We start from the raw sequence: 19,579 nt of genomic DNA, 5'->3' as shown, positions 1-19,579 counted from the left end.
TTGCGAAACGATGTTTTCAATTGTTGACGTAGAAACGACGGGGGGAATCGGTGGACAAACCCGTCTGACAGAGGTGGCCATTTTTCGGTATGATGGTGTTGAGGTAGTCGATAGCTTTCATTCGCTTTTGAACCCTCACTGCCCCATTCCGCCCTTTATTGCCCGCATGACCGGTATTTCGGACGAGATGGTGCAGGAAGCGCCCGACTTTGCCGACGTTGCTCACCACATTGCGCGGGTAACGGAAGGGGCGGTTTTTGTGGCCCACAATGCGCCGTTCGACTACGGTTTTCTGAAAAAAGAATTTGCCTGGATTGGCTTGCCCTTCGAGCGTCACCGGCTCTGCACCGTGCAGCTCAGCCGCCGGATTTTCCCGGGATTGCCTTCGTATAGCCTCGGTAAATTGTGTCGTTCGCTCGAAATTCCGGTCAAAAACCGCCACCGCGCCGACGGCGATGCAGCCGCAACGGTAAAACTTTTCGAGTTGCTGCTGATGAACGATATGCACGGACTGATCAAAACCTGGCGGGTCAGCGTTTAGGTGCCACCGGTTTCCGCCTTATTCCACGATTTTATATCCCTTTTTGGCTTCGGCGCGGGACAGGGCGTTGAAATGCCACCACTCGGTTTTCAGAGACGAGAAGCCCGCCGTTCGCATTACCGAGCGCAACAGCCGCCGGTTTTCCACCTGTTTTTGGGTCAGTTTCCCCTTTTTCAATAGCTGAAGTTCTTTATCGGGATGTCCCAATTCGCCGAAGTAATCAAATTTTGTTCCCATATCAAGCGGTTTTCCGGCCTGGGTCGCCAGCGTCAGATCGACGGCACAGCCGTAGTTATGAACCGAGCCGTTGCGCGGGTTGGAAACGTACTTCCCCCGTTCGTTCGGCGGCAGGTGGCTCAGCGTATTCCACAAATCCCACTGCGCTGAGCGGGGCCGGGTGGCATCGTAGACCAACAGGCGCAAATCCGGGTGTTTTTGCTGGAGAAGTTTGCTCGCTTTCGCCAGTTTTTGAGCCGCCATCGGTTGCAAATACGCCCGCGTCAGATCGCCATAGACGTCTTTCCCTACAAAATTATCGGTCGTAGAATATTTCAACTCGACCAGAATTGTTCGATCAACCGTCTGAATATCAACCAACCCCTGCCGAATCATGGCCTGCTCCAGCTTCCCCTGAGCGAGAAGAAGCCGGGGAAATAACAAAAGAAACAAAGCGAGGTTTCTCATTATACAATCTCTGATAAACTCTGATGTTCTCTGCTTAACTCTGCGATACAACTCTTTTAACTGTTTCTCAGAGTTAATCAGAGAACATCAGAGGGAACCAGCGTTAATTCGTTGCGAAATAACGAAAAACCCCCTATTTTGCTACGAACAACGTGTAAACATGGCCCTCAACTACATCTGGGTATCTTTTTTTCTGATTGCCTTTCTGATTGCGCTCTTTAAATTAATTTTTCTGGGCGATACCGAGATTTTCAAAGTCATTGTCGAGGGGCTGTTCGATTCCTCCAAGACGGCGGTGATGGACATTGCCCTGCCCCTGGCGGGCGTGATGACTTTTTTTCTGGGTCTGCTCAACATTGGTGAAAAAGCCGGAGCCATCAATTTTCTGGCGCGCATCATCGGCCCTTTTTTCAACAAACTCTTCCCGGAAGTGCCGAAAAACCACCCCGCCAACGGGCAGATGATCATGAACTTTTCGGCCAACATGCTCGGGCTCGACAATGCGGCCACGCCCTTTGGTCTGAAAGCCATGCAGAGTTTGCAGGAACTGAACCCGGAGAAAGAAACCGCTTCCAACGCCCAGATCATGTTTCTGGTGCTGCACACGTCCGGGCTGACCATCGTGCCGCTGGGGATCATGGCGCAACGGGCCATTCTGGGGGCCAAAGACCCCTCCGATATTTTCATTCCCTGCCTGATCGGGACGTATGTAGCCACGGTTTTCAGTATGTTTCTGGTTGCCCTGAAACAACGGATCAACCTGTTTAACGGGCTGGTGATGGGCTGGCTGGGCGGAATCACGGCTTTTCTCGCGCTGGCGTTGTGGTATTTGTCGTCGTTGCCGAAGGAGGAAATCGAGCAGATTTCGAAAGTCGTCGGTAACGTCATTCTGTTTGTGATCATCGTGGCATTTCTGCTCGGTGCGATGCGAAAGAAAGTCGATATTTTCGACACGTTTATCGAGGGCGCAAAAGGCGGTTTTGAAACCTCCGTCCGAATTATTCCGTATCTGGTCGGGATGCTGGTTGCCATCAGTGCGCTGCGGAATTCCGGAGCAATGGCCTACATTGTGGACGGGATGAAATACCTGATCGGACTGACGGGCGTCAACACGGATTTCACGGATGCCTTACCCGTCGCACTCATGCGGCCCCTGAGCGGCAGCGCGTCGCGGGCGTTGATGATCGACGCCATGAAGGAGTTCGGCCCGGATTCGTTCGTGGGTCGGCTGTCCTGCATTTTTCAGGGTGCCGCCGATACGACGTTTTACATCGTCGCGTTGTATTTCGGGTCGGTCGGCATCAAGAAAACCCGGTATGCCATCGTCGCCGGACTCATTGCCGATGCCGCCGGTGTCATCGCCGGAATTGCGCTGGGATACTTCTTTTTTCACTGAGCAACGTGACAAAATGAATGAAGCAGCGTTCTATGTGTAAACATCCATTTATTTATCGCCAGACTTCAACCCCGAAGGGGTTGCCTCTGGATAACCCCGAATGCAATCCGAGGGCTAGCGAAATAGAAGCATGAACATCAACGAAATACGCGAACAGTTGCACCTGCTCATCGACGAAGTGGACGACATCTACGTTCTGAACGGCTTATACCGCAACCTCTCGGCCGAAAAACGCCACCGCCAGGAATACGAACGTGAACAGGCGCAAAAGGCGCAGGCGGCTCGCAACAACCGCAGCAAATAAGCCCCTGATTTTGTTACTTTTGCTGAACCGTTGTATCAACAGGAATCCATCGCTTATGCTTTTCTCCGTCCGCTTACGTTTGCTGGCTTGTACGCTCTGTTTTCTAGTCTCCTTTCAATCCGCTTATTCCCAGACGGTTCCATCCTTTCTGAAAGCAAATCCGCGCTGGGTCGATTCGGTTTTTAACGCCCTGACGCCCGACCAGCGGATTGCCCAACTGATCATGGTAGCCGGTTTTTCCAACCGCAGCAAAGGCTACGAAGATTCGCTGATGGCACTGATTCAAACGCATCAGATTGGCGGGGCGGTTTTCTTTCAGGGTGGCCCGATCCGGCAGGCGCGGCTGGTCAACCGGCTGCAAACCGTCGTGAAAGTCCCGATGCTCATTGCCATCGACGGCGAGTGGGGATTGGGTATGCGGCTCGACAGCACCGTGCGGTTTCCCTATCAAATGACGCTGGGGGCCATTCAGGGACGCGACGATTTGATCTATAAAATGGGTGCCGCCGTGGCCCGCCAAAGCAAGCGGATGGGCATTCACATCAATTTTGCCCCGGTAGCCGATGTCAACAACAACCCCAACAACCCGGTCATCAACTTCCGTTCGTTTGGCGAAGACAAAGAATCGGTGGCCCGCAAGGCGCTGGCCTACATGAAAGGCATGCAGGACAACGGTTTGCTGACCTCGCTGAAACACTTTCCCGGCCACGGTGATACCGGTACGGATTCGCACTACGACCTGCCCCTGATCTCGAAAAACCGCCAGCAACTGGACGAGCTGGAACTGTTTCCGTTTCGGAAACTGATCGATGCGGGGGCTTCCGGGGTCATGATTGCTCACCTGAACATTCCGGCGCTGGACTCCACGCCCAACCTGCCCAGCACGCTTTCGCGCCGGGTGGTTTCTGACTTGTTGAAAAACGAACTCGGTTTTGGCGGTCTGGTTTTTTCCGACGCCATGAATATGAAGGGCGTTACGAAATATTTTCCGTCCGGGATAGCCGACCGAATGGGCATCGAAGCGGGTATGGACGTGCTCGAATACACCCTCGACATCCCACGTGCCATTGCGGAGATCAAACAGGCCATTGCCGACGGGCGACTTTTGCAAGCGGACGTCGACGCCCGCTGTCGCAAGGTGCTGGCGGCCAAAGCCTGGGCCGGGCTGGATCGGTACAAACCCGTCAACCTGATGAACCTTGTTCGGGAATTGAACGAACCTGAGTCCAATCTGATTAATCGCCTGCTGACGGAAGAAGCCCTGACGGTGTTGAAAAACGACAAAGAACCGTCGGGAGAACCCATCATTCCGGTATTGAATCTGAGTACCAAACGGATTGCCTCCGTTTCGCTGGATGCCCCGAACGAAACCTATTTTCAGAAAATGCTCGCCAATTATACGGCCATCGATCATTTCAATCTGGCAGCTACAACGGCAGATACGACCGTTGAGCGGATTCGGAACGACTTGAAACAGTACGATTTGCTGCTCGTAGGCGTACATCTGAGCAACATTCGCCCGGCGGTTCAATACGGTGTTACGCCCAAAACCGTCGCGCTGTTGAAAGAATTGTGCGAAACCGGCAAAGCCGTCGTCTCGGTCTTTGGCAACCCCTATGCGCTGGATAAACTCGAAGGGCTGGACAAAGCCAAAGGTCTGATTATGGCCTACCAGCTTACTCAATTTACGGAAGAACTGGCCGCCCAACTGATTTTTGGCGCCATTCCGGCAAAAGGCAAACTGCCCGTTACGGTCAATTCGCAATTCAAACTGAACGATGGCATTACCACGCCCGCCATTGCCCGGTTGAAATACACCATTCCGGAAGAAGTCGGCGTCGATTCGTATTTCCTGACGGCCAAGATCGATTCGCTGGTGAAAGTAGCAATGGAGCAAAAAGCAACACCGGGTTGCGTCGTAGAAATGGCGAAAGACGGCAAGGTAATTTTCCGGAAAGCCTACGGAACGCACACCTACGAAGGGTTGACCCCGACGAAAGAAGACGATTTATTCGATCTGGCTTCCGTAACCAAAATCAGCACGTCGACGCTGGCACTGATGCGGCTGGTAGACGAAGGCAAGTTCGATCTGAACAAAACCATGGGCGACTACCTGCCGGATTTCAAACATTCGAACAAGGCCAATCTGGTCTGGCGGGACGTTTTGGCCCACCAGGCGGGTTTAAAGGCTTCCATTGCTTTCTGGACCGCAACCAAAAATCCCGACGGTACCTGGAAAGACCATACGTTTGACGACGAAAAACACGGCCCGTACAAAGTAGAGATTACGGATAATCTGTTCATGCACCGAAAATACCGGAAAACCATTTTCGAAACGATTCGCGACTCGCCGGTCAGTGCCAAAAAAGATTACGTCTACAGCGATCTGTCGTTCATCCTGTATCCGCAGATTGTTGAAAAAATGACGCACCAACCCTTTGAAGATTATCTGAAGCAGAATGTCTACGAACCACTGGGGGCTACCACGCTGACGTTCAACCCGCTGCGGTTTTATCCCCTGCCGCGTATGGTGCCGACGGAATACGATTCGGTGTTTCGCAAAACGCTGGTTTGGGGCCGCGTACACGACGAGGGAGCGGCCATGCTCGGCGGTGTTTCGGGCCATGCCGGTTTGTTCGGCTCGTCCAACGACTTGATGAAACTCGTCCAGATGTATTTGCAGAAGGGGTATTACGGTGGTAAGCAGTTCGTCAGTCCGGCCACCATCACGGAATTTACGCGCTATCAATTCCCGGAAAAAGGAAGTCGGCGCGGTTTGGGCTTCGACAAGCCGACGTTCAAATATTCGGGAAATGCGCCTAAATACGCCAGTCCACAGAGTTTCGGACACTCCGGTTTTACCGGACCCTTTATCTGGGTTGACCCGCAATACAACACCTCCTACGTGTTCATGTCAAACCGCGTTTATCCGAGCCGGAGCCACACCAAGCTCATTACGATGGGCGTGCGGACGAACATCGCCGATGCGTTGTACGAAGCGATTCGGCGGGGACCAACGTCCAATCTGGCGAGTATCCTGATGACGCCGTAAAAAGGAATCCATTTCGTATTTTTGTGCTGACTAATGCGGAAAACACCCGGCTACGGATGAAAAACTACCTGATTCGCCTGGTTGACTACGAGCAGTGGGCCAACCGAACCGTGATCGATGCGCTCGACAGCGTGGCCAGTCCTCCGCTTCGGGCGGTGCAACTGATGGGGCATATTCTGTCGGCCCAGCAAATCTGGCTGTCGCGGATAACGGGTGAGATCAGTTACGTCGCCATTTGGGAAGACATTCCGATTGCCTGGATGGGCGAAACCTCCGACCGAAATTTCCAGCGCTTGAAATCCCTCCTGAACAGTGAATCGGACGACAACCTGAACCGGATTATTTCGTATACCAACTCAACCGGCCAGCCTTTCAAAAGTCCCCTGATCGACATTCTGACGCAGTTGAGCCATCATGCCGCCTACCACCGCGGGCAGATTGTCCAGTTGATTCGCCCGCAACTCGACCAGGCCCCGTTGACCGATTTCATTTTCTGGGCGCGGAACTGAGCCGCCGGGGCTGGATTCCGGTCGCTGGGGGCTCCCCGCAGAACCTCATTATTTCAGGCGATAGGACAGCCGAGTCACCTCAATAACCGGGTCGAATCCGGGTTTCCACCGGATTTTTTCATTAAACGCAATAGAAGTAACCCGTTTATTACGAACCTGTGACGTTTCCAGAAACTCTTTGGCATCCGCCAGATGATCGACCCGGGCGTTCACCACCATTCCCTTCTCCAGTAACACCGGCACCGCCCGGTAGGTAACGGCCCGGTTATTTTCTGCCCCAATGGTCATAGTCAGTTGTGGAGGCTGGAAAAGGACATTCAGGATTTTTCCATACAGGGAATAGTGAATTTTGGTATAGATGACGTGCAACAGGGAGTCTCCTCCCGAAAAATGGAGTTGTTCACCCATCCGCAGCCCGATGGTTTCTTTTCTGACAAGTTGCAACGCCCGGATATCATCCGTTTTTTTCAGAAAAAGACAACCATTGGCTTCGTCGGCCACGCGGTAGCGTTGCAACACCGCCAACAGCGTTTGCGTCTCATCCGCAAGCGGGTATTTCCCGTCAATACTTTCGTAGGAGTAGACAATCCAGTCAGGAGCGGTTTTGGATAGATATTTCTCCCGATTCTTCGTATCGAGATACCAGTTGTAAGCCTGATAGGATTGAATAACCGGGCGGGGGTTGTAATTCAATCCGTTAAAATAAATTTCTGAAATTTCGTTGGGGATCCGATCCGTCGTCTGATTTCCAATCTTCTGACGAATCCGGGCGGGGAGTGTTGCCCTGGGAACGGGATACTTTTCCGTTAATGCGGTTTGAAAATAATGCGTCAGAATGTATACTTTCCGGGTAAACATTGTCGTATAATTAACCGACATTGCCCCGAAAACCGGCGCATAAAAAACAAGATAAAAACTGCCATTCAAAAGTAAATAGACAAAGAATGTTTTCCGAATCCAGTCTTCTTTTGCAGAAACGATAATCAGCACCAGCAATATGCTCGATTGCTTGATATAGACCGTTATGTGGCCGCTATCGGCCCGGGTAAAAGCATACTTCAGGATAACCAGAGAAATAATCAGCAACCACACCAGGCTGAATAAGGTGGCATAAGGGTTACTTTTAGGCTTGTATGCGGATGTCTTTATGGTATAAAAGTAGAGCAAGGTGGTTGCGATTTGCAGGAGATACATTCCATATGAGAGCAGTACGAGCCTGAGCCTGTTATCCGGATAAAGAGCCTGCGATTCGTTATAACCACTGATTATATGCAGGCTGGAAATAAAGTATTTCACTAAATCGGTGTGCAAAAAATGAGCACCCGTCATCAGTAACGCCAGTAGAATCGCTACCTGATAGAGAAACCAGAGTCCCGATTTTTGCTTGCTCAAGTAAATATAAAGCAACAATGAAACAACAAAAACCAGAATGAGAATGCCATAATTGGCCTTCATGAAAAAATTTACGGTGGAGAGGACATACAGGTAGTAGAGCAAACCCTGCGTCGGCCGGTAGACATAGCGAACACCCCAGTAAACTACCGAATAAAACCACAGGAAATGCACCCATTCCCCATACATGTTGCTGATCAGGGCCCACAGGAAGAAATGGATACCCAAATTCCACATTCTGAGCGGATTAGGCAACATATTGTAAAGCAAAACGGCAAAATTAACCGCGAAGAAAAGATCCACGGCCAAAAGCTCCAACCGGCCGGTTGTAATCGTATACCGCTGAAGCCAGCGGCCCAGCGGCCCATAGGTATAAATAATATCCTGCCCCCAGATCAGTTTCTTTTCCTGACTAAGCTCCAACGCAATACGCCATGAATTATCGATCCCGGCACTCGGTATATGGACGAAATCCAGGTACGGAAACGTCAGAATTAAAAGAAGTAATACGTAACTGATTTTTATAGTTTGATTCTCAATTTTCGTATTAATGAATCTTTCAAAAGTCGGTAAGAGGTAGATTCTGCAATAGTTTATCGCTAATATCATACAACAGTGGATAGTGGTTTTACATGGCGAACGGGATAGAAATTTATAAACTAGAAAATACGGCTATCAGGAATAACCGTGATCGATCACTCGGGTAAATATAATAAACCCGACTGATATATGTTTGCAAAAGCAAATATAATACCAATACGGCGAACTGATCAGCAAGCTGGCGGGTTAATCAGAAAATCATTGAAAACGTGCTGCCTTGCCCGGGTGTGGAGGTCACTTTTAATTGCCCGTTATGAAGCTGCATAATTTGTCGGGAAAGGCTTAAACCGATGCCGGAACCGGTTTTTTTGGTGGTATAAAAGGGGATAAAAATCTTCTCGATGGCTTCCGGTTCGATGCCCGGCCCATTGTCGGAAACGTAAATCATCAGCCGGTTGTCCTGCGATTTAACTTCCAGCCGGAGTTTCGGCTTTCGGTGTCCGTCCAGACTTTCCATCGCATTTTTGATCAGGTTGATCAACACCATTTCAATTTGCCCGGCATCGGCAAAAATCATCAGGTACGACGGTACGGGGGGAGCCTGCAAAATAATATGCCGCTGCTGCAACTCCGTCTGAACCAGCGCAATGACATTTTTGAGCAAGTTCTCGACGGAGATTTCGGCCAGGCGTGGTTGCGGAATGGCGGTGAAATTGCGGTAGGCATCCACGAACCGCATGATGCCACGCCCCCGGTGTTCGATGGTCGTCAGGGCTTCGCGCAGGTCATTGACCGCTTCGGTATCCGCCCCGGCCAGTTCGGTATTGACAATCTGCTGCATGGTGCCGACCAGCGAGACAATCGGCGTCACGGAATTCATGATTTCGTGCCGCAGTACCTTGGTCAGGTTCTGCCAGGCTTCCAGTTCCTTCTGCTGCAGTTCGGAGCGAATGTTCTGAATCGAGGCCACCGTGACCGGACGACCCCGCAGGCTAACCGTGGCACAGCGCACCGAAAGTTCCTGCTCGAAGCTGGTCTGGTAAATGGCGGGCGTGCTGCTGGGCGTTCCGGTCAGAATATCGTATAAACCGGTATGAACCGACTGTAAATCAGAAAGATTGCGGAGCCTGTAGATTCCCAGCAAACGCAAAGCCGCCTGGTTGGTCATCTCGACGTTGCCGGCCATATCGAACGAAATCAGCCCTACGCTCACCTGCTGAACGATGGTGTTGAGGTAATGCAGGTTCGCTTCTTTCTCAGCCCGCGCCTGCCGGAAGGCTTCCAGCACTTCGTTGAACTGCTGGTTCAATTCCTTAAAGCTGGGCCCTAACTCACTATCGGCTTTGAAAGCTACGGCAAAATCCGAATACCGTACCGACTCCATAAACCGGGTTAGCTTGCGGTTCAGGCTGGTGATGTAGCGGTGCAGATTGGCGGTTTGAATCGTCAATACAATAACGCCCACTCCTACCAGCAACGACCGGCTGGCCGGAACCGTCCACCACGCATACGCGATCAGCAGACAGGTAGCCAGGATAATGGTAATCCGAATAAAGAGGCCGGTGGCGAATCGTTTCATAAATCAGAGTCCGTATTTCTCCAGACGGCGGTATAGTGCCTGCCGCGACAGACCCAGTTCCCGGGCGATGTCGGTGATGTTGCCGTGGTACTTCTGCATGGCTTGCTGAATCATTTTCTTCTCCATGTCTTCAATCTGAAGATTTTCCTGGAACGGCAAATCCTTGTCCGTCGGAATAGCCGCCGGAGTGCTGGTGCCGAAGTAAAAATCTTCCGGTTCCAGCACGTTGCCCTGCGCCAGAATAACCGCCCGCTCGATGGCATGCTGCAATTCCCGGATGTTCCCCGGCCAGCGGTATTGCTGCAACTGCCGCGTCAAGGCCGGACTGATTGAAGTAACTTTGCGGTTATACTGCTTGCGGTATTGCTTCAGGAAATGCTCGGCCAGCGGCACAATATCTTCGGGCCGTTCGCGCAGGGGCGGAATGTGAATCTCGATGGTGTTGATCCGGTACAGCAAATCCTGCCGGAACGACCGGTCACTGACGTGCTGGTAAATCGGTGAATTCGTGGCGCAAATCAGGCGAACGTCGATGTTTTTGGGCTTGTTCGTTCCCAGGCGCGTCACCACCCTTTGTTGCAAAACCGTCAGCAGTTTAGCTTGCTGGGGCAGTGAAATGTTGCCGATTTCGTCCAGGAAAATCGTGCCGCCCTGGGCTTCTTCAAACCGCCCGGTGCGGTCTTCACGGGCATCGGTGAAAGCACCTTTGACGTGGCCAAATAACTCACTTTCGAACAGGCTATCGCTCAAAGCACCCAGATCGACGCTCACAAACGGTTTGTCACGCCGGAGCGACCGCTGGTGTAAGGCTCTGGCTACCACGTCCTTTCCGGTTCCGTTCTCACCCAGAATCAGCACATTGGCATCCGTTTCGGCCACCCGCTCTACGGTGGCAAATACCTGCCGCATGGAGGGACTGACGGCTACGTAGCTGGATTGGTTTTGCGATTTGCCGCCAACCGACGCCGATCCGGCCGGGCTGCCGGTTTTCGACAGACCGTTGCTGTCGTCCTTCCGCCCGTCGAGCGCGCTTTGGAGGGTGGCCAGCAGCTTATCGTTTTCCCAGGGTTTCAACACAAAATCCCGGGCACCGGATTTGATGGCCCGCACCGCCATTTCAACGTCGCCGTAGGCCGTGATCAACACAACCGCCGTGGTGGGTTTAATGTCCAGAATCCGGTCGAGCCACAGAAAGCCCTCGCGGCCACTGCTGTTGTCGCGCTGGAAATTCATGTCGAGCAGCACGAGATCGTAGCTTCCGTTGGTGATCAGAAACGGAATTCTCTCGGGATTCTTTTCAATATCAACCTGGGGATAATGGCGTTTGAGCAGCAATTTGGCGGCACTCAACACATCGACGTCGTCGTCGATAATCAGAAGTTTCGACATAAAATTTTCAATACAGGGCCAGAAACAGTGCGGTTTTTTCCAGTCGGGATGTTCGTTTACCGCCTAAAGATAGGCAGTCTGTCGGTTCGCTGCAAAACGGCTTATCCGGAAGAAACAGCACGGCAAGATAAGGCGGTTTTGTCCGTGTCCGCTTTCGGACAAAACTTGTCCGCATGTGGACAGGAATTAGCCGCCAAAACGATCGTAACTTACTGTCTATCAGCACTCGTAAATTACTGGCACGTCAATTGGCATTAGACTGTCCGAGTGGATGGTGCTGAAAAATCATTTTATTGCAGCCTTATTCAAGAATCAATTAGTCAACCAATCAATCAACGAATTAATGGATCGCGTATTACCTAAACGATTTTGGACAAGCCAGCGGATTGCCATCGCAATCGGCGGAGTAGCCGTAATCGGATTGCTGGCTTACAACTTTCTATGGGCCGATCACCGTTCGAAACTGAACGTCGAAAAGGATAAAATTACGATTTCAACCGTTTCAACCGGCACTTTCGACGATTTCATTGTCGTAACCGGTGTGGTTCAGCCTTTGAAAACCATCCGGCTCGATGCCATTGCCGGGGGGTATGTGACGGAGAAACTCGTGGAAGGCGGGGCGATGGTGAAACAGGGCGAGGTGTTGCTGAAGCTGGAAAACCAGAACCTGCGACTCAACTTCCTCCAGTCGGAAACCGAAGCCAACCGACTGGTCAACGATTTGCAAAATACCCGCCAACGCTTGCGGGTGGAACGCTATACGCTGCAAAAAACGCTCTCGGATCTGGATTTTCAGCTCGATAAGGCCAAAGATGCGTATGATCGCCAGGCGAAATTGTTTAAAGACAAAGCCATTCCTGAACAGGATTACCTGACGGCTAAACGGGATTACGACCGGCTGGTGGAGCAACGCAAAATTGAAGTGGAATCGCAGAAATACCAGCAGGAAAACTCGCTGATTCAGATCAAGCAATTGGAAGAAACGCTGGCCCGGACCCAGAAAAACGTGGCTCTCTGGCAGCAAACGCTGAATAATCTGGTGGTTAAAGCACCGGTTTCGGGTCAGTTATCGTCGATGGACGTGGAAGTCGGTTCCAACATCAACCAGGGCCAGAACATTGGCCAGATCGATGACCTCAACGGTTTTAAAATGCGGGTCGGCATCGACGAACACTACAACAGCCGCATCTTCGCCGGTTTGAACGGAACGTTTGAATATAGCGGTACCAACAATGCCTTGCAGATTACGCGGGTTTATCCGGAAGTGCGGAACGGACGGTTTGAGGTGGACATGATTTTTCCGAAAGGCGCTCCGGCGGGGATCAAACGCGGCCAGTCGACGCCCATTCAACTCGAACTGGGCAAGGCTTCGAAAGCGACGCTGTTGCCAGTGGGCGGTTTCTTCTCCGATACGGGTGGCAACTGGGTCTATGTGGTGGATAAAGTGGGCAACCGGGCGGTGAAACGGAGCATTACGCTGGGTCGTAAAAACCCCGAATACTTCGAAGTGCTGACCGGCCTGGAACCGGGCGAACAGGTCATTACGTCATCGTACGAGAACTTTGGTGATAACGAAGTCCTCGAATTTTAACTCTGATATTCTCTGATAAACTCTGTGAAATAGTTTTTAAGAATTATATCAAAGAGTTTATCAGAGAATATCAGAGGTTATCAGAGTTTAAATCAGAAACCAGTCAGACTATATGATACGTACCGTAAACCTACAAAAAGTTTTTGCGACTGAAGAAGTCGAAACCACCGCGCTGCACGGCATTTCCATGGATGTCAAGGATGGCGAATTTGTGGCTATGATGGGTCCGTCGGGCTGTGGAAAGTCCACGCTGCTCAACATCCTCGGCCTGCTGGACAATCCGTCGGAAGGCGAATACCACTTCTACGGCACCGAGGTGTCGAAGATGTCGGAACGCCAGCGGGCGCAGTTGCGGAAAGGCTCCATCGGCTTTGTGTTTCAGAGCTTTAACCTCATCGACGAACTCACGGTTTACGAAAACGTCGAACTGCCGCTGCTGTATCTGAAAACCCCCGCCGAAGATCGCAAAAAGGCGGTCGAGGAAGTGCTCGAACGGATGAACATCATGCACCGTCGCAACCACTTTCCGCAGCAGCTCTCGGGTGGTCAGCAGCAACGGACGGCCATTGCCCGCGCGGTAGTTGCCAAACCCAAGATGATCCTGGCCGATGAGCCGACGGGTAACCTTGACTCTACCAATGGGGAGGAAGTAATGAAATTGCTGAACCAGTTGAACACGGAAGGAACAACCATCATCATGGTGACGCACTCACCCTACGATGCCGGTTTCGCCCACCGCATCGTCAACCTGTTCGATGGCAAGATTGTGACGGAGAATTTCCACGTGTAATCCATTCTGAACCGGGAGTAAAGTCAGTTTAATCCCGGTTCAGAAACCTTTTTTATGAAAACGCTGATCCTTTTGTTTCTCATGGTGTGTATTGGCCAGTCGGCTTCGGCCATTGGTCATCCACACAACCTTTTTTCGGCCCACCGGAAGGTGAAACAGTATGTCCCAAAGACAAAGGATAGCCAGCGAACCCCTTGCCAGTTATCCCAACCGACGCTGGTAAGGTTCGTGCGGACGCTGGCACAGTAGTACGAAGGCTCACCGACGATTCCGCTTTTTCTTATGCTTCTCAACTACACTAAAATAGCGCTGCGTAACCTGTGGAAACACAAAACGTTTGCGCTGGTCAATGTCATTGGCATGTCGGTAGCGTTTGCGAGCTGCCTTTTGCTGTTTCTGGCGGCCTGGTCGCACCTGACGTTCGATAATTTCCACGCCAACGGCAAGGAGTTGTTCATGGTGTATGAGCAGTCGGGACCCACGAACAAATCGGCGACGATGCCCGCCCCTTTGGCTCCCTCACTCCGCAAAGAACTCCTGCCCGAGATCGCGCACATTACGCGGGTGGTCGATGGCGGTGGAGCCGTTCGGTACGGCGATCAGGAATTTGACAAGAGCGTCCGGTTTGTCGATCCGGACTTTTTCGAGATGTTTTCGTTCCCGATGCAGAAAGGCAATTCACTCACCGTTCTGAACAGCCTGAGCAATATCGTCATCAGCGAAAAAACCGCCCAGTCTATTTTTGGTTCTACCGACCCCGTCGGAAAAACATTGTCGCTGCGGCTAAACGAAACCTGGAAACCGTTCGTCGTGTCGGGCGTGGTTGCCGATGCGCCCACCAATTCCAGCCTGAAATTCGACCTGCTGGTCCGGTTTGAAGCCTACCCCGAATACCAGCAAAACAAAGACGTCTGGGACAACCGGTTTCATTCGGTATTCGTCCAGATCGATCCAAAAATCAGTGAAGCCACGTTCGAACAACGGCTCCGGCCTTTCGTCACCAAATACCTCGCCAATTCGATTCTGAACCTCAAGCGCGACGGCGGCCAACCCGACGAAAACGGCGACCTGACCAGCCTGCGGTTGTTGCCGATGACCGACATGCACTTCGACACCGAGGTGGGCGGAGGCAATGGCTCGCCCGTCAAACGCTCCTACCCGATTCTGCTGCTGGTGGTGGCCGGTTTCATCGTGCTGATTGCCTGCATCAACTTCATCAATCTTTCAACGGCCCGGTCCATGACGCGCTCCCGCGAGGTTGGCATGCGCAAGGTGCTGGGGGCCTTAAAGCAACAACTGGTCTTTCAATTCTGGGGCGAAGCCTTCATCCTTTGCCTGATTTCGCTGATCCTGGGCGGTTTGCTGGCCACGGCTTTGGTTGCCGAACTGAACAGCATTTTACGAACCAAAGCATCCCTCTCCTCCCTCGCCGACCCGACGGTAATCGTCTCCATGCTGACAGCATTTCTGGTGATCACCTTCGTAGCTGGCGGCTATCCGGCGCTGTTTGTAACTCGGTTGAACACCATTCAGATTCTGAAAGGAAAAGTTTCGCTGGGGAAAACCGGAGCGGTTCGCAACACCCTGCTCATCGTTCAGTTTGCGATTGCTACGTTCCTGATGGCGTGCACGCTCATTGCCTGGCAACAAGTCAACTTCCTGCGCACGATGCCACTGGGGTTTAATGAAAATCAGGTCATTAGCATCCCCGTTGGCAGTTCGGTCAATGGGCGGCAGGCGCTGAATCTTTTCCGGGATAAGCTGGCACAACAGCCCCGGGTGCTGAGTGTGACGGGCGCGTACAAGAACTTTGGCCGTGGTCTGGATGGCTCCACCGTGACGTCGATTGTGGGCTTTGACCACAAAAACCGGACGATTCGCAGCCACTGGCAACCCGTCGATTACGACTACCTGAAAACCCTGGACATCAAACTGCAGGCCGGGCGCGATTTCTCCCGCCAGTATCCAACCGACACGATCACCAGCGTCATCATCAATGAAACTATGGCGAAGGAACTGGGTGAGAAAAACCCGGTTGGTACGTTGCTGAACGTCAGTGATGGCGAACCGCCTTTGGTGGTCATCGGCGTGGTAAAAGACTACCACCACGAATCGCTCAAGAAAACCGTGCAGCCCAACACCCTCCTCATGAGCCACGACTGGCCGATTGGGTATGTTCTGGTCAAAATTGCTCCGGACAACGTACCGGCCACCATGGCGGTTTTGAAAAAAGCCTGGGAAGAAGTAGCCCCCAAATCTGAATTTGAAGGCAGCTTCGTCGACGAAAATACGGACCGGCAATACCAGTCGGAAGAGCAAATGGCCAAGCTGTTCATTACGGCCGCCGGGGTGGCCATCGTGCTGTCGTGCATGGGCCTGTTTGCCATTGCGATCATGATCATGGCGCAACGGATCAAGGAAATTGGTGTTCGTAAAGTGCTGGGTGCCAGCGTTGCCAGCATTGTCATCCTGTTGTCGAAAGACTTCCTGAAACTGGTGTTGATCGGTATTGTCATCGCATCCCCGCTGGCGTGGTGGCTCATGAGCCAATGGTTGCAGGAATATGCTTTCAAGATCGAACTGGCGTGGTGGATGTTCGCTGTTGCCGGTTTGCTCGCCATACTGATCGCCTTCGCCACGGTGAGCTTCCAAAGCATCAAGGCGGCTTTGACCAATCCGGTATCTTCACTTCGTTCGGAGTGAAAAGAGTGAAGAGTTGTGAGTTAAGAGTTAAGAGTTAAAATGGATGTCTGCATTTCTAACTCTCAACTCATAACTCTTCACTCATAATTTTACACAACATGCTAACGAACTACTTCAAAATCGCGTTTCGGAATCTGGTGCGCCATAAGGTGTTTTCGGCCATCAACATTGTCGGGCTGTCCATCGGGATTGCGGCTTGTCTGCTGATTCTGCAATACGTGGATTTTGAGTTGAGCTACGACCAGTTTCACACCAAGGGCGACCGGATTTACCGCGTCAAACAGGATCGGTATGACAAAGGCAAACTGAGCACGCAATGGGCCGGTGGCGCACAGGCCGCCGGGAACTCGTTCAAAGCCACCTTCCCGGAGGTGGAAGATTACGTTAAAGTGCTGAAACGCCGGGCGTTGATTGCCGATTACGGCGAAAAAAGCCTGAAGGTCGAGAAGGTTTTTGTGGCCAGTCAATCGTTCTTCAAAATCTTCTCCTATCCCCTGCTCGCCGGTGATCCCACCACCGCACTGGCCGAACCCAATACCGTTGTTCTTTCCGAAACCGTTGCCAAAAAACTGTTCGGAAACGAACAACCGATGGGCAAAACCATCCGGTTCAACCAGCGGAAGGTGGTTAAAGTAACGGGCGTTTACAAAGACATGCCGGCCAATACGCATCTGCACGCGGATCTGCTGATTCCACACGTGACATTCGTGAAAGAAATGGGGCCAGACAACAACCCGGATAATGCCTGGATGTGGGACGGAGCCATGTCGTATTTGCTGCTGCGCCCCGACGCTAATCCGAAAGCCCTCGAAGCCAAATTTGTGCCGTATATCGAAAAAACCATTGGGGCCGAACTGAAAAAATACGATGCCGGCGCGGTCTATACGCTGCAACCCCTGAAAGACATTCACCTCTACTCGCACCTGATGGAGGAAGCCGAGCCCAACGGCGACGGCAACACGGTTTATCTGCTGCTGGCGATTGCGTTCTTCATCGTGGTCATTGCCTGGGTCAATTACATCAACCTGGCCACGGCGCGGGCCATCAATCGCGCCAAGGAAGTCGGCATTCGCAAAGCCGTCGGATCGCAACGGGGGCAGTTGATCCGGCAATTCCTGATCGAATCGGTCTTACTGAATGGCCTGGCGGTGGTTCTGGCGCTGGGATTCGTCGTGGCCGTGATGCCGCTGTTCAACGCGCTGTCGGGCCAGCACCTGACGTTGTCGCTGTTGGGCAACGGGTCGTTCTGGCTGGCCTTAACCGCGTTGTTCGTCATCGGCACCTTCTTTTCGGGTTTGTATCCGGCCTTTGTCTTGTCCGGTTTCCGGCCCGTAACGGTGTTGAAAGGCAAGATGGTGACGTCACGGCAGGGCATCATCCTGCGGAAATCGCTGGTCATTTTTCAGTTTGCGGCTTCGCTGTTTCTGCTCGTCGGCACGCTGGCGGTTTTCCGGCAGATTAGCTTCATGCAGGAACAAAGTCTGGGTATCAACATCGATCAGACGCTGGTGGTCAATCCGCCCATCATCCGCCTGGATTCTACGTTTATGCGGCAGATGGTAGCCTTCAAAGAGGAATTGCTGCGCCAACCCGCCATTCGGCACGTGGCCGCGTCGTCGGTAGTGCCGGGTCAGGCATCAGACTGGAACGCGGGCGGTATCCGGCTGAAAGGGACCGACGAAAGCAAGGGAAGTCAATACCGGGTCATTGCCGTCGATTACGATTTTCTGAAAACCTTCGACCTGAAACTGCTGGCCGGGCGCGATTTTTCGAAAGAATACGGAATGGAAAAGAAAGCCGTTATTTTCAACAAAATGGCGATCAAACAACTGGGTTTCAACAAGCCGGAAGAGTCGATTGGCAAAGAAATTGACTTCTGGGGCGAAACGTTTACGATCGTGGGCGTCACCGACAATTTCCACCAGCAATCCCTGCGGGATGCCTTCGAGCCCTTGATTCTCCGGCTCATTCCGGATGCGGGCGGTTATTTTTCGATCAAAATGGCGTCCAGTCAACTGAACACCACGATCGCTACCGTCCGGAGCGAATGGGACCGGTTTTTCCCCGGCAACCCCTTTGAATACTTCTTTCTGGATGAACATTTCAATGCGCAATACCAGGCCGATCAGCGGTTTGGGCAGGTGTTCGGGCTGTTCACCGGTTTAGCCATTCTGGTCGCTTGCCTCGGCTTGTTCGGGCTGGCGTCGTTCACCACGGCCCAGCGGACCAAAGAAATCGGCATTCGCAAGGTGCTGGGGGCCACGGTGCCCGAGATCGTGCGGATGCTGTATAAAGAATTTGCGGTTTTGATCCTGATTGCCTGCGTGGTAGCGACTCCGCTGGCGTGGCTGGCCGTGAGCCAGTGGCTCAACACGTACGCCTTTCGAGCCGATATAAACTGGTGGCTTTTTGCACTCCCGTTCGTATTGGTACTGGCGATTGCGCTGCTGACGGTTTCGTTTCAGTCGGTGAAAGCGGCTCTGATGAATCCGGTTACTTCGCTGCGTTCGGAATAATGAGTGAAGAATTAAGAGTTATGAGTGAAGACGGGGCCGCCCGGCGGTTGGCTCATGCATTTAACTCATAACCCTTAACTATAAAAGCCGGTTTGCTATCGAAAGATATAAGAAGTATCGAGTTCTATTCCAGTGATGGGATCAATTAACACACCTTCCGTTGAGGTCAGGCGTTTGCCATCGGAAGTCATAACCTGAATCAATTGAAGCCCGGGTACAACAATCCAGACGGTTTCGACACCAGCCGGGAAATAGATTTTAGTTACTTTATCTGTAATATCGGACAAACCCTGTTTCGGCGAAAGGACTTCGATGGCTAAAACCGGCGGTTTCTTGAAATAGATAACATCATTCAGCCAGTCATAAGGCATTTTGGGATAGACACAAATATCAGGTTTACACTTACCCGTCGATAGCTCCAGCTCAAGTTCGGGGAATACATCGTATTCTTCATCGTAGCGATCGAGCGCAACACTGATCCGGTGAATTAGGCGGGAATGGTTCAGTGACATAATGTCTTCGGAGTGGTATTCTTCGATCAGATCATGAAAAGGCGTTTCCATAGCGCAACGGGATTTTGTCAAAAATAACGA

15 protein-coding genes are annotated in these 19,579 nt (G+C 52.1%); 10 read left to right on the top strand and 5 right to left on the bottom strand.

Annotated elements, in window-relative coordinates:
- Positions 1-10 precede the first annotated feature (10 nt).
- Positions 11-541, top strand: coding sequence for a PolC-type DNA polymerase III (locus tag ACO064_RS22525; protein WP_114403925.1), 531 nt, complete (start codon positions 11-13; stop codon positions 539-541).
- Between the two features lie 18 nt (positions 542-559).
- Here ACO064_RS22525 and ACO064_RS22520 read toward each other — a convergent pair whose 3' ends face one another.
- Positions 560-1,225, bottom strand: coding sequence for a M15 family metallopeptidase (locus ACO064_RS22520; RefSeq protein WP_421829475.1), 666 nt, complete (start codon positions 1,223-1,225; stop codon positions 560-562).
- A gap of 160 nt (positions 1,226-1,385) precedes the next feature.
- On the opposite strand from ACO064_RS22520, the gene ACO064_RS22515 reads away from it, so the two are divergent.
- The 4 genes from ACO064_RS22515 (at position 1,386) to ACO064_RS22500 (ending at position 6,486) form a co-directional block, all read left to right on the top strand.
- Positions 1,386-2,621, top strand: a complete 1,236-nt coding sequence (locus ACO064_RS22515) for a nucleoside recognition domain-containing protein (RefSeq protein WP_421829474.1) — start codon at positions 1,386-1,388, stop codon at positions 2,619-2,621.
- Between the two features lie 130 nt (positions 2,622-2,751).
- Complete coding sequence (locus ACO064_RS22510) at positions 2,752-2,925, top strand: hypothetical protein (RefSeq protein ID WP_421829473.1); 174 nt, start codon at positions 2,752-2,754, stop codon at positions 2,923-2,925.
- A gap of 55 nt (positions 2,926-2,980) precedes the next feature.
- Positions 2,981-5,977: a glycoside hydrolase family 3 N-terminal domain-containing protein gene (locus ACO064_RS22505; protein WP_421829472.1), complete on the top strand. Its 2,997-nt coding sequence runs from the start codon at positions 2,981-2,983 to the stop codon at positions 5,975-5,977.
- Positions 5,978-6,033: 56 nt separating this feature from the next.
- On the top strand, positions 6,034-6,486 hold the full coding sequence (locus ACO064_RS22500; protein WP_421829470.1) for a DinB family protein: 453 nt from the start codon (positions 6,034-6,036) through the stop codon (positions 6,484-6,486).
- A 48-nt stretch (positions 6,487-6,534) separates the two neighbouring features.
- Here ACO064_RS22500 and ACO064_RS22495 read toward each other — a convergent pair whose 3' ends face one another.
- From ACO064_RS22495 to ACO064_RS22485, 3 genes are all read right to left on the bottom strand, one after another.
- On the bottom strand, positions 6,535-8,301 hold the full coding sequence (locus ACO064_RS22495; protein WP_421829469.1) for a hypothetical protein: 1,767 nt from the start codon (positions 8,299-8,301) through the stop codon (positions 6,535-6,537).
- A gap of 367 nt (positions 8,302-8,668) precedes the next feature.
- Positions 8,669-9,997 carry a sensor histidine kinase gene (locus tag ACO064_RS22490; protein ID WP_421829468.1) on the bottom strand — a complete coding sequence of 443 codons (1,329 nt, stop codon included), beginning with the start codon at positions 9,995-9,997 and terminating at the stop codon, positions 8,669-8,671.
- A gap of 3 nt (positions 9,998-10,000) precedes the next feature.
- Positions 10,001-11,386: a sigma-54-dependent transcriptional regulator gene (locus ACO064_RS22485; RefSeq protein WP_421829467.1), complete on the bottom strand. Its 1,386-nt coding sequence runs from the start codon at positions 11,384-11,386 to the stop codon at positions 10,001-10,003.
- A 343-nt stretch (positions 11,387-11,729) separates the two neighbouring features.
- On the opposite strand from ACO064_RS22485, the gene ACO064_RS22480 reads away from it, so the two are divergent.
- The 5 genes from ACO064_RS22480 (at position 11,730) to ACO064_RS22460 (ending at position 18,986) form a co-directional block, all read left to right on the top strand.
- A complete protein-coding gene (locus ACO064_RS22480) occupies positions 11,730-12,977 on the top strand; it encodes an efflux RND transporter periplasmic adaptor subunit (protein ID WP_138989603.1) in 1,248 nt (415 codons plus the stop codon).
- Between the two features lie 112 nt (positions 12,978-13,089).
- Entirely contained in the window at positions 13,090-13,767 is a 678-nt protein-coding gene (locus tag ACO064_RS22475) for an ABC transporter ATP-binding protein (protein WP_114403935.1), read from the top strand.
- Positions 13,768-13,821: 54 nt separating this feature from the next.
- Positions 13,822-14,016 carry a hypothetical protein gene (locus ACO064_RS22470; protein WP_421829466.1) on the top strand — a complete coding sequence of 65 codons (195 nt, stop codon included), beginning with the start codon at positions 13,822-13,824 and terminating at the stop codon, positions 14,014-14,016.
- Positions 14,017-14,049: 33 nt separating this feature from the next.
- Positions 14,050-16,470, top strand: coding sequence for an ABC transporter permease (locus ACO064_RS22465; RefSeq protein ID WP_421829465.1), 2,421 nt, complete (start codon positions 14,050-14,052; stop codon positions 16,468-16,470).
- Positions 16,471-16,568: 98 nt separating this feature from the next.
- Positions 16,569-18,986 carry an ABC transporter permease gene (locus tag ACO064_RS22460; protein ID WP_421829464.1) on the top strand — a complete coding sequence of 806 codons (2,418 nt, stop codon included), beginning with the start codon at positions 16,569-16,571 and terminating at the stop codon, positions 18,984-18,986.
- A gap of 95 nt (positions 18,987-19,081) precedes the next feature.
- Here ACO064_RS22460 and ACO064_RS22455 read toward each other — a convergent pair whose 3' ends face one another.
- Positions 19,082-19,549: a Uma2 family endonuclease gene (locus ACO064_RS22455; RefSeq protein ID WP_421829463.1), complete on the bottom strand. Its 468-nt coding sequence runs from the start codon at positions 19,547-19,549 to the stop codon at positions 19,082-19,084.
- Positions 19,550-19,579: the final 30 nt, after the last annotated feature.

It is taken from the genome of Larkinella sp. (assembly GCF_965227735.1).
In the GTDB taxonomy this organism is placed as follows: Bacteria; Bacteroidota; Bacteroidia; order Cytophagales; family Spirosomataceae; genus Larkinella.
The sequence above is the reverse complement of the archived record's forward strand: the minus strand, read 5'-3'. Positions and strand labels throughout refer to the sequence as shown.